Annotated in this window: 18 protein-coding genes; 1 reads left to right on the top strand and 17 read right to left on the bottom strand. The window is 35.5% G+C overall.

Annotation, left to right across the window (positions count from 1 at the left end; translation table 11 throughout):
• Nucleotides 1-3: 3 nt before the first annotated feature.
• The 8 genes from ispE to metG form a co-directional block, all read right to left on the bottom strand.
• Nucleotides 4-873, bottom strand: a complete 870-nt coding sequence (gene ispE / locus RTP99_RS26675; protein WP_000772094.1) for a 4-(cytidine 5'-diphospho)-2-C-methyl-D-erythritol kinase — start codon at nucleotides 871-873, stop codon at nucleotides 4-6.
• A gap of 196 nt (nucleotides 874-1,069) precedes the next feature.
• On the bottom strand, nucleotides 1,070-1,249 hold the full coding sequence (sspF, locus tag RTP99_RS26670; protein WP_001985066.1) for an acid-soluble spore protein SspF: 180 nt from the start codon (nucleotides 1,247-1,249) through the stop codon (nucleotides 1,070-1,072).
• A 91-nt stretch (nucleotides 1,250-1,340) separates the two neighbouring features.
• Nucleotides 1,341-1,601, bottom strand: coding sequence for a biofilm formation stimulator Veg (gene veg / locus RTP99_RS26665; protein ID WP_000044349.1), 261 nt, complete (start codon nucleotides 1,599-1,601; stop codon nucleotides 1,341-1,343).
• Nucleotides 1,602-1,839: 238 nt separating this feature from the next.
• Nucleotides 1,840-2,703 carry a sporulation peptidase YabG gene (yabG, locus tag RTP99_RS26660; RefSeq protein ID WP_001173738.1) on the bottom strand — a complete coding sequence of 288 codons (864 nt, stop codon included), beginning with the start codon at nucleotides 2,701-2,703 and terminating at the stop codon, nucleotides 1,840-1,842.
• Between the two features lie 110 nt (nucleotides 2,704-2,813).
• A complete protein-coding gene (gene rsmA / locus RTP99_RS26655) occupies nucleotides 2,814-3,692 on the bottom strand; it encodes a 16S rRNA (adenine(1518)-N(6)/adenine(1519)-N(6))-dimethyltransferase RsmA (protein ID WP_000651552.1) in 879 nt (292 codons plus the stop codon).
• Nucleotides 3,689-4,246 (bottom strand): ribonuclease M5, encoded by a 558-nt coding sequence (gene rnmV, locus RTP99_RS26650; protein ID WP_000692830.1) that lies wholly within the window; start codon nucleotides 4,244-4,246, stop codon nucleotides 3,689-3,691. The genes rsmA and rnmV overlap by 4 nt, the downstream gene beginning before the upstream one ends.
• Nucleotides 4,247-4,459: 213 nt before the next feature.
• On the bottom strand, nucleotides 4,460-5,227 hold the full coding sequence (locus RTP99_RS26645; protein WP_000895830.1) for a TatD family hydrolase: 768 nt from the start codon (nucleotides 5,225-5,227) through the stop codon (nucleotides 4,460-4,462).
• Nucleotides 5,228-5,392: 165 nt separating this feature from the next.
• Entirely contained in the window at nucleotides 5,393-7,375 is a 1,983-nt protein-coding gene (metG, locus tag RTP99_RS26640) for a methionine--tRNA ligase (protein ID WP_000159678.1), read from the bottom strand.
• 517 nt (nucleotides 7,376-7,892) lie between these two features.
• On the opposite strand from metG, the gene RTP99_RS26635 reads away from it, so the two are divergent.
• Nucleotides 7,893-8,177, top strand: a complete 285-nt coding sequence (locus tag RTP99_RS26635; protein WP_000843036.1) for a transition state genes transcriptional regulator AbrB — start codon at nucleotides 7,893-7,895, stop codon at nucleotides 8,175-8,177.
• Nucleotides 8,178-8,197: 20 nt separating this feature from the next.
• On the opposite strand, the gene rsmI is transcribed toward RTP99_RS26635, so the two are convergent.
• From rsmI to RTP99_RS26590, 9 genes are all read right to left on the bottom strand, one after another.
• Entirely contained in the window at nucleotides 8,198-9,073 is an 876-nt protein-coding gene (gene rsmI, locus RTP99_RS26630; protein ID WP_000267806.1) for a 16S rRNA (cytidine(1402)-2'-O)-methyltransferase, read from the bottom strand.
• Complete coding sequence (locus tag RTP99_RS26625) at nucleotides 9,042-9,332, bottom strand: GIY-YIG nuclease family protein (protein WP_000414339.1); 291 nt, start codon at nucleotides 9,330-9,332, stop codon at nucleotides 9,042-9,044. Before RTP99_RS26625 ends, rsmI begins: the two co-directional genes overlap by 32 nt.
• Complete coding sequence (locus RTP99_RS26620) at nucleotides 9,319-10,059, bottom strand: tRNA1(Val) (adenine(37)-N6)-methyltransferase (protein WP_001055351.1); 741 nt, start codon at nucleotides 10,057-10,059, stop codon at nucleotides 9,319-9,321. The genes RTP99_RS26625 and RTP99_RS26620 overlap by 14 nt, the downstream gene beginning before the upstream one ends.
• Nucleotides 10,060-10,179: 120 nt before the next feature.
• Nucleotides 10,180-10,530 carry a DNA replication initiation control protein YabA gene (yabA, locus tag RTP99_RS26615; RefSeq protein ID WP_000412056.1) on the bottom strand — a complete coding sequence of 117 codons (351 nt, stop codon included), beginning with the start codon at nucleotides 10,528-10,530 and terminating at the stop codon, nucleotides 10,180-10,182.
• 14 nt (nucleotides 10,531-10,544) lie between these two features.
• A complete protein-coding gene (locus RTP99_RS26610; RefSeq protein WP_000272429.1) occupies nucleotides 10,545-11,372 on the bottom strand; it encodes a PSP1 domain-containing protein in 828 nt (275 codons plus the stop codon).
• Nucleotides 11,373-11,377: 5 nt separating this feature from the next.
• Nucleotides 11,378-12,361 carry a DNA polymerase III subunit delta' gene (holB, locus tag RTP99_RS26605; protein WP_000169574.1) on the bottom strand — a complete coding sequence of 328 codons (984 nt, stop codon included), beginning with the start codon at nucleotides 12,359-12,361 and terminating at the stop codon, nucleotides 11,378-11,380.
• A gap of 35 nt (nucleotides 12,362-12,396) precedes the next feature.
• Complete coding sequence (gene tmk / locus RTP99_RS26600) at nucleotides 12,397-13,023, bottom strand: dTMP kinase (protein ID WP_000677228.1); 627 nt, start codon at nucleotides 13,021-13,023, stop codon at nucleotides 12,397-12,399.
• 1 nt (nucleotide 13,024) lies between these two features.
• The gene (locus tag RTP99_RS26595) at nucleotides 13,025-14,446 is read right to left on the bottom strand and encodes an aminotransferase class I/II-fold pyridoxal phosphate-dependent enzyme (RefSeq protein WP_001075281.1); all 1,422 of its coding nucleotides are present in this window, start codon (nucleotides 14,444-14,446) and stop codon (nucleotides 13,025-13,027) included.
• A gap of 72 nt (nucleotides 14,447-14,518) precedes the next feature.
• A complete protein-coding gene (locus tag RTP99_RS26590) occupies nucleotides 14,519-14,698 on the bottom strand; it encodes a sigma factor G inhibitor Gin (protein ID WP_000842028.1) in 180 nt (59 codons plus the stop codon).
• Between the last annotated feature and the right edge of the window lie 214 nt (nucleotides 14,699-14,912).

The following is a 14,912-nucleotide window of genomic DNA, read 5'->3' as shown; positions in this document are numbered from 1 at the left end:
TCTTTATTCAAGCGTTTCTCGCTCTCCTAATAAACGTACTGCGTATACTTGTTCACAAAATCCTTTTAATCCGTTATATATACGATGCATTCGCGAATCATGGTGCACAAGACCGAATACAGTTGGACCACTACCACTCATTAATACAGCATCTGCCCCAAATCGCTTCATCTGTGCCTTAATACGTGCAACTTCAGGATGCATCGCAAACGTTACATCTTCTAAAACGTTACCGACAGTATCACAAATCCCTTTGTAGTCTCCAGCATTTATGACATCCACCATTTTATCTACATTTGGATGTGTAACTCGATTCAACTTTAAATTTCCATACACATCAGCAGTAGATACACCAATATGGGGTTTTGCTAAAATAACCCAACAAGAAGGTGGAGTTTTTATGTGCTCAATCTGCTCTCCTCTTCCAGTGGCAATTGCTGTCCCACCATATACGCAAAACGATACGTCTGACCCAATTTCTGCGCCAAGCTCTGCTAACTGATCAATTGTAAGCCCTAAATTCCATAATTTATTAAGACCACGTAATGTTGCTGCTGCATCACTACTTCCACCCGCTAATCCAGCTGCTACTGGAATCGTTTTTTCAATAGTAATAGATACACCTTTTTTTACATTAAACTTCTCTTTTAATAATTTCGCTGCTTGATAAGCCAGATTTCTTTGGTCGTCTGGGACATACCGATTATGGGATAAAATTTCAATACGGTCTTCTGCTAATTCCATTAGTTCTAAACGATCCGCTAAATCAATTGTTGTCATAATCATTTTCACTTCATGATATCCGTCTTGTCTTTTTCCCAGTACATCTAACGACAGATTAATCTTTGCTGGTGCTTTCACTAGTAGCTTCAATCTATTCACCCACTCTATGTACTCAATCTTTTATCGTTTATTTTACCATAAATTTATAGTAAGACGATGACACTTCCCTAATTATAACGAAAAGCATTCAGAATGAAACTACTTATGTAAAATGATGGCACCTTTTATAGTACAAAAAGCCGAGGAATCACTCCTCGGCTACCGTAGCATAGAAAGTATCTTACAACTACTGGTTTTGTTTCATTAATTGCTGTTCTGCAATTTCTATAGCACGTTTCACCATGTTACCAGCATCTTTCGCACGAATTCCGCCCCATCCTTCTTTCTGAACAACATCATAAAAGCCCAACTCTTTTGCAAGCTCTTCTTTAAATTGATTTGACATGACACCTCTTCGTCTACTCAATGCAGAGTCCCTCCTTATTTTGCTACGGTATCATTAGTATGCAAAATAATATAGCTTTTCATTTGTGGGAATATATGTAACGATACATGAATTATAAAATCACTTCATTATGAGGTTCACCATAAAATGTTAACTCTACTGTCTCTGTTAAAACATCCGCATAGCTATACGATACACGTTGTAACGCATCTTCTTGTTGATCCAGTTGTACAACAAAAACAGAACGGTACGTTTCTGCAAGTACACCTGATTGTTCTACAGTTTTTCTTCTCCCACTGTTCGCCTTTAACATCAGTCTCTGTCCAAGATGGTGATCTAATTCGCTTTTAATTTCATCTAAACGTTTTGACATATACTTCGTTACACCTCGCTGTAATTTAGATTGAACACTTAAAACACGATATATCTATCCCAATTATTAACCGCAACTCACAGACAATATCATTATAAAAGCATCATGCGTTCGAATAGATAGAAGAAATACTATATTGTAAAAGTATCATTATGTAGTCTGTGCGTTCTTGTCTCTTTTTATCCAAACTGATTTAAATCCTTTCCATACAAAAAAGCAAGATACATATGTACCTTGCTTATTCTTCATAATGTTGAAAAGGTAATCCAGTTCGTAAAATCCCCCTTGTTTCAATCCCGCCAAGTCCCTTTTCACCAGTAATCGTATTACGTACAACATCCCATACATTAACCCTTTCCATAAATGACGTAAAACTAATTTTACCAACCACATATACAGGGTCTAGTGCGTGAATATTAATTCTAGATGGGGAACTAGCAAAATTAGCGCCTGCTCGAATTAATGCTTCAAAGTGTGATTGACATGCCCCAGCAAAAATAACGAGTTGATCCAACGATGGATATTTTTTTCGCACTTCTCGAACAGCCTGTACAAAATGCCTTGAATGCCTATATGCTGCTAAATCTCCCTTTACTCCTTTTGATTTTGTATACGCATCGTGCCCTGTAATAACTAAAATGTCCGGACGAAAATGATCTATTAAATCTACTACCTTTTCATGCATCTCTGTTTCTTTACAATGAATACCTTGTACAGGAACACCAATTTTATTATATAAATCTAGGCACTTGCGCAAATATAACGGGTCTCCATCTATGTGCAAGACACGCCCTGGCATTTGAAAATAATTCACTTCACTTGTATATCCACCAGTTGAAGTGTGTTCATGCCTTTGTTTCATTAGTACGTAATCTTGTTGAAACAAACGATACGTCCGCTCCATCGTTTCTTTCTCACGCTTCGCTCTCTTTTTATGTTCTCGTTGATCTATACTAATTAAATCTTCAAGTGGCGCATCTGCCACCAATCTAATTTCCTCTCCAAACAATATAGCTATCTCGCCTTTTATTTCTATAATACGAAAAAGAATATCCCTATTATGAGAGTATCGTTCCACTAATTCTCCAACATGTAAAGCCATTCTCCTACCTCCAAACTCATTAGGCCATCTTACCTGTTTTTAAAGTATGAATGTAAGAGGGGAAAGGTGACAAAAGGGACAGTTCAAGTTGAACTGTCCCTTTTATATTCTTATGATAACTTATGAAGAACTAATGCATTACTTAATGTTGCAAACTCCTCGATAGATAGCGTCTCGCCTCTTCGTTTCGGATCAATTCCTACTTCTGTTAAAATTCGATCCAACAGCTCTTTATCTTTCGGGAAACCATTTAAATTATTTGATAAATTATTCATTAAAGTTTTACGACGCTGTGCAAAACTTGCTCGTACTACTTCAAAGAAGAATGTCTCATCTGTTACCTCTACCACTGGTTTCGGACGCTTTAGGAGGCGGATAATTGCAGAATCAACATTTGGTTGTGGTACAAACACCGTACGCGGTACAGTCATAACTGTTTCTACCTCTGTATAATACTGAATAGCAATGGATAAAGAACCATACTCTTTCGTTCCAGGTTTAGCCGCTAAACGATCCCCAACTTCTTTTTGCATCATAACAACGAATCCACGAACCGGTAATTTCTCTTCCAGCAATTTAAATAAAATTGGCGTCGTAATATAGTATGGTAAGTTAGCTACTACCATTACATCTTGCCCTTCTTCAAATTGCTCACTAAACACCTCATGTACATCTGCCTTTAGTACATCTTTATTGATAACAGTAACGTTGCCATATGGAGCTAACGTCTCATCTAAAATCGGTAATAACCTTTGATCAATTTCAAAAGCCACTACTTTTTTAGCACGCTTCGCTAATTGTTCTGTTAATGCACCGATACCTGGTCCAATTTCAATTGCACCACTTTCTGAACCAATTTCAGCGTGATCAACGATACGATTTAATACATTCGTATCAATTAAAAAATTTTGTCCTAAACTTTTTTTGAATGAAAATCCATACTTTTCAACAATGTCTTTCGTACGATTTGGCGTTGCGATATCCTTCATTTTCTTTCCTCCTGTATGACTTGCTTATACGCTTCTGCAAATGATTCTTTTGAAACTTGAAACATTTGTAAACGTTTATGTAACTGTTTTGCGTTTGTATAACCAATCTTTAATAGCTTACCCATTCTTTCTCTGCGACTCTTTGCCATTTCTCCGCCCACTAAACCTGCATCGACTAAATCGCTCCAACTGATTTCACTTGTGTAAGCTTCCATTTCTTCATGTATATTCTCTAAAGCACGGCGAATTGATTCATTAGAAGCATGTTCAATTCCGACACCTTTTTTCCTCTTAGCAAGTGCTTCTTCCTTCGGTAAAAACGCATGTTTACATCCAGGCACCTTATCAGAAATAATTTTTCGAATACGCTCTCCAGGATAATCCGGATCTGTGAAAATAATAACGCCTCGTTTTTGCAGCGCTAATTTAACTTGTTCAATAACATGATCACCGATTGCTGAACCGTTCGTTTCAATTGTATCCGCATCAACAGCACGCTTAATCGCAACTGTATCATCTTTACCTTCTACAACGATAATCTCTTTAATTTTCATGCTTGCCTCCACACTCGTTTCGTCTCTACTTAGTAAAACAAAAAAATGACGACTTTTCCATTATTATTTTCCCCATTGTTACATTTTAAAAAATAGAATGTCCAAAACTTTGTTCTCTCTCCTTATTGTACCACTTACTCATTCGCCCTTATCTTCTCTGTCACGCCTGCTATTTTTTCACAAAAATAAAAAAGAATGGGTTCTCCCACTCTTTTATTCAACACCAAATAAAACTTTTGCATTTTTCGTTGTCATTTCTGCTACTTCCTCATAAGAAATTCCTTTTAATTTCGCAATTTCTTCTGCTACGAGTTTTACATAACTTGGTTCATTTCGTTTCCCGCGAAATGGATGCGGTGTTAAATACGGACAATCCGTCTCTATTAATAATTTCTCTAATGGAATCTCCGTAGCAACTTCTTTCGGTTTCTTAGCGTTTTTAAATGTAACCGGTCCACCTAACGAAATTAAAAAGTTCATATCAACACATCGCTCTGCTACCTCTACGCTACCGCTAAAGCAATGCATAATACCTCCTACTTCAGCTGCATTCTCTTCTTCTAGAATATCAACAATATCTTGAGTTGCATCGCGGTTATGTATAATAATCGGTAATTTTACTTTTTTCGCTAATGCAATTTGTTTACGGAATACTTCTTTCTGTATTTCTTTTGGAGACTTATCCCAGTGATAATCTAAGCCCATCTCTCCAAGTGCAACGACTTTAGGATGAGAAGCAAGTTCTTCTAACCAAGCTAAATGCTCTTCTGTCATGTCGATTGCATCAACTGGGTGCCATCCAACCGCAGCATAAATAAAATCATAGGCTTCAGCTAATTCAATCGCCTTTTTTATCGTTACTTCATCAAAACCAACAACAACTGTATAAGTAACACCCGCTTCTTTCATTCGGGCAATCACTTCTTGCAAGTCTTCTTCAAATTGCTCTGCATTCAAATGTGAATGTGTATCAAACAACATAATACATAACTCCTTTTATATTGAAATCAAATTTATTCTACGCAAATAAGCTCTTTTATAACTTAACGATAACAATACTACAATCTTAATGCAAAAATTGAGGTGTAAAAAGAAAAAAGACGCTTCACACATGTTACACGTGAAACATCTCTTTTCTTGTCTTAATTACTTAATTTTTGTACCGTTTGGTAGATTTTGGTCGATTGATGCTAATGACAATACGCCATTCTCTTCACCTGCTAAAATCATACCTTGTGATAATTCACCGCGTAATTTTACAGGTTTTAAGTTTGTTACACAAATAACTTTTTTACCTTTTAAATCTTCCGGCGAATAGAATTTTGCAATTCCAGAAACCACTTGACGTTTTTCTGTGCCTAAGTCTAGTTGAATTTTTAACAACTTGTCTGCTTTTTTCACAGGTTCCGCAGATAGAACTTCAGCTACGCGTAATTCTACTTTAAAGAAATCATCAATTGTAATTTCTTCTGCCTTCGGTTCTTCTTCTTTTTTCTCTTCTACTTTAGGAGCAGAGGCTTTCATTTGTTCTTTAATGTACGCTACCTCTACTTCCATTTCTAAACGAGGGAAAATCGGGTTTCCTTTTTCTACTTTTGTTCCAGCTGGAATGCATCCAATTGTAGACAGGCTTTCCCAAGATGTATGTGCTTCTTCAGTAAGGCCAAGCTGAGCAAACATCTTGCTTGGTGCTACTGTTAAGAATGGCATAAGCATAATACCTGTTTGACGAAGTACTTCTGCTAAGTGAGCCATTACAGAGGCTAACTTTTCACGATCATTCTCATCTTTCGCTAATACCCACGGTTGTGTTTCATCAATATATTTATTCGTACGGCTAATCAATTGCCAAATTGAGCTTAGAGCTACAGAGAATTCCATATTCTCCATTGCTTCTTCTACTTTTTTCAATGTATCCTGTGCAAACGTTACTAACGTTCCATCAAATTCCGTTACATTTGCTTTAAATGCAGGGATTTCTCCGTTAAAGTATTTATCAATCATAGCTACTGTACGATTTAATAAGTTACCTAAGTCATTTGCTAAATCGAAATTAATACGCTCCACAAATCCTTCTGGTGTGAATACGCCATCAGATCCAAATGGAACTTCACGAAGTAAGTAATAACGTAATGCATCTAATCCGTAACGATCGATTAATGTAACTGGATCTACTACGTTTCCTTTTGACTTACTCATCTTTCCATCCTTCATTAGAATCCAACCGTGAGCAAATACTTTTTTCGGAAGAGGTAAATCTAATGCCATTAAAATGATTGGCCAATAAATTGTATGGAAACGAACGATTTCTTTTCCAACTAAATGCACATCTGCTGGCCAGAATTTCTTATACATCTCTTCATTTTCTGTTCCATAACCTAATGCTGTAATATAGTTAGATAACGCGTCAACCCATACGTAAATAACGTGTTTCGGGTTACCTGGAACACGAACTCCCCAGTCAAATGAAGTACGAGAAACTGCTAAATCTTCTAAGCCTGGTTTAATGAAGTTATTAATCATTTCATTCTTACGAGACTCTGGCTGAATGAAATGTGGATTCTCTTCATAGAATTTTAATAGTCTGTCTACGTATTTACCCATTCTAAAGAAATAAGATTCTTCACGAACAAGCTCTACATCATGACCACTATCTGGACTTTTTCCTCCAACTACTTTGTCACCTTCCATAATTGGATCTACTAATTGGTGTTCCGTATAGAATGTCTCATCTTGTACAGAATACCAACCTTCATATTCATCAAGGTAAATATCACCTTGATCTACTAGTTGCTTGAAGATTTTTTCGACAACATCTTTATGACGATCTTCCGTTGTACGAATAAAATCATCATAGGAGATATCCATCTTCTCCCAAAGTTCTTTAATTCCTGCAACGATGTTATCCACATATGCTTGTGGTGTAACATTTAATTCTTCTGCTTTCTTTTGGATCTTCTGTCCATGCTCATCAGTTCCTGTTAAATAATGAACATTATATCCTTGCATACGCTTATATCGTGCCATCGCATCCCCTGCTACTGTTGTATAAGCATGTCCAATGTGTAATTTTCCACTTGGATAATAAATTGGGGTAGTAATATAAAAGGATTTGTTTTCCTTTGTCATTGTTTTGGACCTCCCGGATAACCTCATATGTATTTATAAATAGTATATCAAAAACTTATATATAAAGTGAAACTTTAATCTGTGAGGATCTTGTTCATTCCCACGGATTATCAACCCACACCAATCGGACTTTTACGAGCAATCCGACTTCCACTTAACTTCTTTGACCCAGCCGAATTTAAAATTTAGAATCTTACTACTCGTTAATACAGGATAAAAACAACTTCATATTTTTATATTTATCATCTATTACTCATATTTCAAGAAAATATACAGTCATTACCTATAATTTCTGAACTTTTCTGAAAATAAAGTGAAATAATAGTAGAAATTACTCAAATTCTATTATATATAAGAAGTAAGAAATCTATAAATCTTTTTAAAAAATATAGAATTAAAGAATTGACGGAAATGTAAATGATTGGTATCATATGTCCATAGGGTATTTTGTCGAAAAATGACGAATCTAAAAATAGACTCGAAACTTATAAACTATTTCTTTAGGAGGAAAAGAATTATGAAATCTACTGGTATCGTTCGTAAAGTTGATGAATTAGGTCGTGTAGTAATTCCGATTGAATTACGCCGTACTTTAGGTATTGCAGAAAAGGATGCTCTTGAAATCTATGTTGATGACGAGAAAATCATCTTAAAAAAATATAAGCCAAACATGACTTGCCAAGTAACTGGTGAAGTATCTGATGGTAACCTATCTTTAGCTGAAGGTAAAATTATCTTAAGCAAAGAAGGCGCTGAGCAAATCTTAAACGAGCTTCAAGATTATATCGAAACAGCAAAATAAGCTTCTCAATTATGAGAAGCTTATTTTTTATCGACATGATAGATTTGATATACATCGCGTTTCGACAAATCTCGATCTTTAGCAACTGTTTTTATCGCCTCTTTTGAATTCATACCTTTTTCGTTTATATAATGTTCAATATGGTCATATACCGAAATAGTTTCCCACCATTGTTCCTCTGGAGCAGGTTCTTCCGTTGAACCAGCTACTAAAATACAAAACTCACCACGAACTTCATTTTGTTTCGTCCACTCAATTGCTTCTTCAACTGTTCCACGAATAAATTCCTCGAATTTTTTTGTTAACTCTCGGCACAATACAATTTCTCTATTTCCCAATACTTCTTGCATCGAGATTAAAGTATCATCCAAACGGTGAGGTGCTTCATAAAACATCATTGTAGTTTGTATATAACGAAGCTTCTCTAACTCCATTTTTCTTTCTTTTTTATTTCTTTGTAAAAATCCATAGAAATAAAACTGTTTTGTTTCAAGGCCTGATGCAATTAATGCTGTAAGGGCTGCATTTGCCCCAGGAAGCGGGATAACATGATACTGTTCCGCTACAGCCTCTACAACAATATCGTAACCTGGATCGGAAATACACGGCATACCAGCATCACTAACAAGTGCTACTGTCTTTCCTTCGTCTAACTTATCTAATATTTTCTTCCCACTTACTTCCTTATTATGCTCATGGTAACTCATAACAGGCGTTTCAATTTCGAAGTAATTACAAAGTTTTTTCGTTTGTCTCGTATCTTCAGCAGCAATTAAATCCGCTTCTTTTAAAATTCGGATTGCACGAAATGTCATATCTTCTAAATTTCCAATAGGGGTTGGTACTAAATATAAAACGCCCTTTTCATTTTGTTGAAAACTTTTTTGTTGCCACATAAGGTTCTCCTTTTTGCATATATTCTTCTTTTTGTTTTCTATTTAATTGCTTAAAATAGTACTCTGCTTGCATAGCTGTACGCTTATCTTCATGAAACTCTACGTATTTTAAAGCAACAGGAAGTCTAGCACGCGTATACTTAGCCCCTTTTCCGCTATTATGGGTCTCAATCCGCTTCTCTATATGATTTGTATATCCAGCATAGTAACTTCCATCAGAGCACTCCACTACATAAAAACAATGCTTATTCTTCTCCATATAAAATAGAACGAATCTCCTTTGTATATTCATTATTTTCTTCATATACAAAAAGAGGTGGCAATATTTTTAAATCTGCGTTTCCGTCCTTAATTCCTTCAATTAACAATGTATTCGCTTCTTTTCCTGCCTTAGGATAAACAAATCGTACACGCTTCGGTTCAATTTTATACTTACGCATTAATGTAACAATGTCTAGTAAACGACCTGGACGATGTACAAATGCTACTTTCCCGCCTTGCTTTACTAGCTGACTACTTGCAGATACAACATCCTCTAGTGTACACATAATTTCATGACGAGCTATTGCTAAATGTTCATTCATATTTTTTTCAGAAGTTGCAGGTGTTTGGAAATAAGGCGGATTACATGTGACAACATCATATTGATGACGTCCAAGTTTCTCCGGCATATCTTTCAAATCCCCGTGTATTAAGTGAATTCTTTCTTCCAACTTATTGTATTGAACACTTCTTATTCCCATATCATATAAGCGTTCTTGAATTTCTACACCAGTAATATTCCCTTTCGTCCTTGTACTTAATAGAAGGGGCACAACGGCATTACCTGTACACAAATCAAGTAAATTACCTTTTTGAATTGGCACCCAAGCAAAGTCTGCAAGTAAAACAGCATCTAACGAGAAATTAAATACTGATGGGCTTTGTATAATCTTCAAATCTTGTGCTAATAAGTAATCTAAACGTTCATCTTCATATAAATTCATATGTTGCTCCTTTTCTTACACTTAACCTACCCTATTTCATCTTCTACTAATAAAAAACATATTCGATTCTACTCTCATGTATAAAAAATTACCTTTCCAATTATTATTGGAAAGGTAATTTCACTTTTTATTTAAAAATGACAGGCAGAATAAACAATCTCCCTCTTTACGTACACTTCCATAATGCAGATTACAAATATGAAAACCTTCTTGATATAGTCTTGCTAAATTATCGTAGCCTTCACCAATATCTGTCTTCGGCTTCACTTCTTTACGTTTTTGAGTTTTTTGTTTTTCTTTAATCTGCACTTCTTCAAAGCGGTGTCGCAAATTTTCATTTTCCATTTTTATATGTTGGTTTTCTTCCAGTAACTCTGCAAGATGTTGTTTTAATTCTCCCAACTGTTTGTATAAATGTCCAATTTGCTCTTCCATACTAGAAACCGATGCAAAAATATCTTTTTTCTCCACAAGCACCCACCTCATTAATCTGTGGTTTGACTCGAAACGACCCCTTTATTCACTAACTCATCTAACGTATATTCTACTATCCGTTCCTTGTCTACTAGTTCCACTTGAATTAATCTTTCTAAAATATTTAATCCGATAACACGGCCAGTACCATGCGGGGTTTGTATACGTTGATCTAAATCAGGAAGTTGTTCCTTTGCTGCCTCATATTCATCGTTCTCATATTTTAAGCAACACATTAAGCGACCACATAAACCAGAGATTTTTGCAGGATTTAATGATAAATTTTGATCCTTTGCCATCTTAATGGATACAGGTTCAAAATCCCCTAAAAAAGTAGAACAACAAAGCATACGACCACATGGACCAATACCACCAAGCATTTTCGCTTCATCACGAACACCAATTTGTCTTAGTTCAATTCTTGTCCTAAAAATTGCTGCTAAGTCCTTCACTAGTTCGCGAAAATCAATCCGACCATCCGCAGTAAAGTAGAAAATAATTTTATTGCGATCGAACGTATACTCTACATCTACAAGTTTCATATCAAGATTATGTTCTACTACCTTTTGCTGACAAACTTGATATGCTTCTTTTGCAGCATGTTTGTTCTCTTCAACAATGGTACGATCGTTTTCATTTGCAATGCGAATAACCTTTTTTAGCGGTAATACAACGTCGTTTTCATCAACTTGCTTTTTGGTAATAACTACTTTTCCGTATTCAATACCTCTTACCGTTTCTACAATTACAAACTCATTTTCAGAGATATCGAACTGATTCGGATCAAAGTAATACACCTTTCCGGCCTTCTTAAAGCGAACACCTACTACATCATACAAAACGGTCATCCCTCCTGCAACCGCAACACTAACTGTTCGAACACAAGCTGCGCATTTACATTAGCGTTGATTCTATTTTTTGCCTCTAATATATTAAAGAGAGCTGATACAATGCGCTTCTGAGCGTAGGAGAAAGATTCAAACATCTCTTTCTGCTCATGAAAAACAAGACGATCTTCTTCTCCAAGTTGAACATATAATAAATCCTTATAAATAAGGAGTAACATATCTAAACCTTGCTGTAATTGTTCTTTCTCTCCAAAGTGTTTTCCCCATTTTTCTTGTACAAAAAAAATAGAGGCTTTATCTTTTTCGAGCGCTTCACATAATTTTATCACTAAAGCTCGTGCTTGTGCAAACCATTCATCACTACATAAAGCTAAAGCTTCATCAAAACTATTTGTGAGTTGTGCAGCAAGTGTCGATAAAGATGTCGTAACACCTTCATCCTGTAATCTTCTAATTAAAGATTCCGTAGGTAACGGTCTAAATGTAACAACTTGACAACGAGATAAAATCGTATTTAAAATTTGATGACTTTGTTCAGTAAGTAAAATAGCTGTTGTATCACTACTTGGTTCTTCTAAAAATTTCAACAGTGTATTCGCCGCATTTGCTGTCATACGGTCTGCGTGCTCAATAACATATACTTTTTTATTTGCTTCTAATCCTGTTTTTGAAAACTCTTCTTGTAAATCATGAATTTGCTGCTTCTTAATAGATAATCCGTCTGGTTTTACAATATGTAAGTTTGGGTGGTTACCTGAATCAATTCGCTTACAATTTGTACATACATGACAAGGCTCTACCCCATTCCGCTGAGAACAGAGGAAACTCTTTGCCATTTGAATTGCTGTCGCAAACTTTCCTGTCCCTTTCCCTCCCTCTAACAAGTAAGCGTGGGATATACGCTCTTTTGCGATGCTATTCATCAACATTTTTACACCGATGGGTTGTATAGCAGAAAGCTGCTCCCACGTCTTCGTCATAATGCATACCTCACTTATTTCATTCTTTCCTTCTATTATAACAATTTATCTTCTATAACTTGAATAACTTCTTCTATAAGTTTTTCCATTGGTTGATCAGCATTTACTAATACAATACGATCCGAGAAACGTTCTACAACTTGTAAATACCCTTCACGCACACGTTTATGGAAAGTGATATCTTCCATATCTAACCGATTCACTTCACGTCCTGCATCTTTTGCAATTCGAGCTAAACCAACCTCGGGTTCAATGTCTAGGTAAATTGTTAAACTAGGCATGCAGTCTTCTGTTGCGAAACGATTGATTTCAAATACTTTATCCATACCTAACCCTCTTGCATAGCCTTGATACGCTAAAGAACTATCTATAAAACGATCACATAATACAAGGTAATCCTCATCAAGTGCCGGCATAACTTTTTCTACTAAATGTTGTCTACGTGCAGCGGCATATAGAAGTGCCTCTGTACGTGCTTCCATCATCGTATATTCTTGCTTATGTAAAATCGTTCTAATATCCTCAGAAATTGCAATACCACCTGGTTCTCTCGTCGCCATTACCTTTTGTTCCTTTTGTTCAAAGTATGGCAATAAACCTTGAATTAATGTTGTTTTACCCGAACCTTCTGGCCCCTCAATTGTTACAAATAATCCCTTCATCCTAAAACCTACTTTCTATATCATACACTTTCATATATTTCGTGCTACCTTGAAAACGGGCGCCTGCTCTCTCTAAATGCATAATTTGCTCTTTATGTTCTGAAGTAATTCTTTCCCCATACATAATCAATGGAATACCAGGTGGATATGGAATTACCATTTCCGCCGCTATCATCCCAACTGCTTCTTCTACAGATACTACTTTTGTTTCATATCCTTCCAGTTGTTTATATGTATACGGTAAAGGAGAAATTTCTCCTTTATAAGTATAACGAATAGATTCCGTCTTGTCTTTCACCTCATAAGATTGCAATGCCGCCCGGATCATCTCTACAGCCTTCATATACGTCTTATTTACTTGCAAAGGTAAAATAAATAAGACATTATATGGATCTGCCATTTCGGTATATATACCAACCTTTTCTAATACAGACTGTAATTCGTATCCTGATAACTGACAACGCGTCTGTACGGTAACTTTTAGCTCGTCTTGTAATGGATATTGTAAAATAGCTATTTGTGGGATAGAAGACAATTCTTCTTTAAACTCCCGTAAAAACTCGACAATTTCATCATGTCCCTTTTCTTTTATACGCGCTATCGTAAAGCGTGCAATATCAAGAGAAGCCATAATTGGATACGATGGACTACTAGATTGTAGCATACTTAAATAAGTAGAAACTCTTTCTTCTTTCACTAAGCGGCTATTTATATGTAAATAGGATCCCATCGTCATCGCAGGTAATGTTTTATGTGCGGAATGAACTACAATATCTGCACCATATGCTAAAGCTGACTTTGGAAATGCCCCGCCTAAACAAAAATGAGCTCCATGCGCTTCATCTACTAACACAGGAATTTTATGTGCATGTGCATAAGCAATGCTTGCCTCTAAATCCATCCCCATACCATAATAATTAGGATGTGTTAAAATAAGTGCTTTCGCATTTGGGTATTTTTCAATTGCTTCCTTAATAATCTCATCATGAATTCCCACGGGTACGTTATAAGCTTCATCAATCCATGAATCTAAAAAAATTGGATTTGCTCCTGCTAATTTTAAACCATTAATAATTGATTTATGACAATTTCTTTGTACAAGAACAATATCATGTTCCCTACAGCAAGACAAAATCATTGCTAAGTTCCCGACTGTTGAACCATTAATTAAAAAATAACTTTTTTCCACTTCATATACATCAGCTAATAATTGTTGTGCCTCATCTATACATTCAAACGGACTATGTAAATCATCTAACCCTGATAACTCAGTTACATCGATAGATAGTATATCTTTAAACTCCTCTACTGCCCCTTGAGGGAAGTTTAAACCATTTTTATGACCTGGAACATGAAAAGATAACGGCCTTCTTTCTTTAAACTCTATTAATGCTTCATATAAAGGTATGCGATTTTGATTCATCTATATCTCTTCCTTATTATTTCATTCTTTATCTATTATACAGAACAAAAAAAATAATAGGCATATGCCTATTTAAAAATATGATACTTCTAATTTCCGAAGCTGTTTTAAATAATATATATACTTCGGATCATTTGTTTCTGTATTCACCATGTCCTTTTCACATTCATAACATATTAAATTATTATAAACATATATCCCTTCTTTTCTTTCTGTCTCACAAACAATACAAACTTCGTTTTGTGATTTCATATCTTTCCCTCCCTATTTAATTTAAATGGACATATTTTATACTTCTATTCCTTAACAATTTACAGAAAAATATACATCGATTTCTTATATAATATGATTCATCCTTGGGCAACGTGTTTGTATTACCATTACTTCTTTTTGCATACTGTTTGAAAACACAAAAAAACACAAGTCAAAAGACTTGTGTTTTTAGTTGCTTGGCGACGTCCTACTC

Origin of the sequence: Bacillus sp. (in: firmicutes) (assembly GCF_031983925.1) — a bacterium.
In the GTDB taxonomy this organism is placed as follows: domain Bacteria; phylum Bacillota; class Bacilli; order Bacillales; family Bacillaceae_G; genus Bacillus_A; species Bacillus_A pacificus.
The sequence above is the reverse complement of the archived record's forward strand: the minus strand, read 5'-3'. Positions and strand labels throughout refer to the sequence as shown.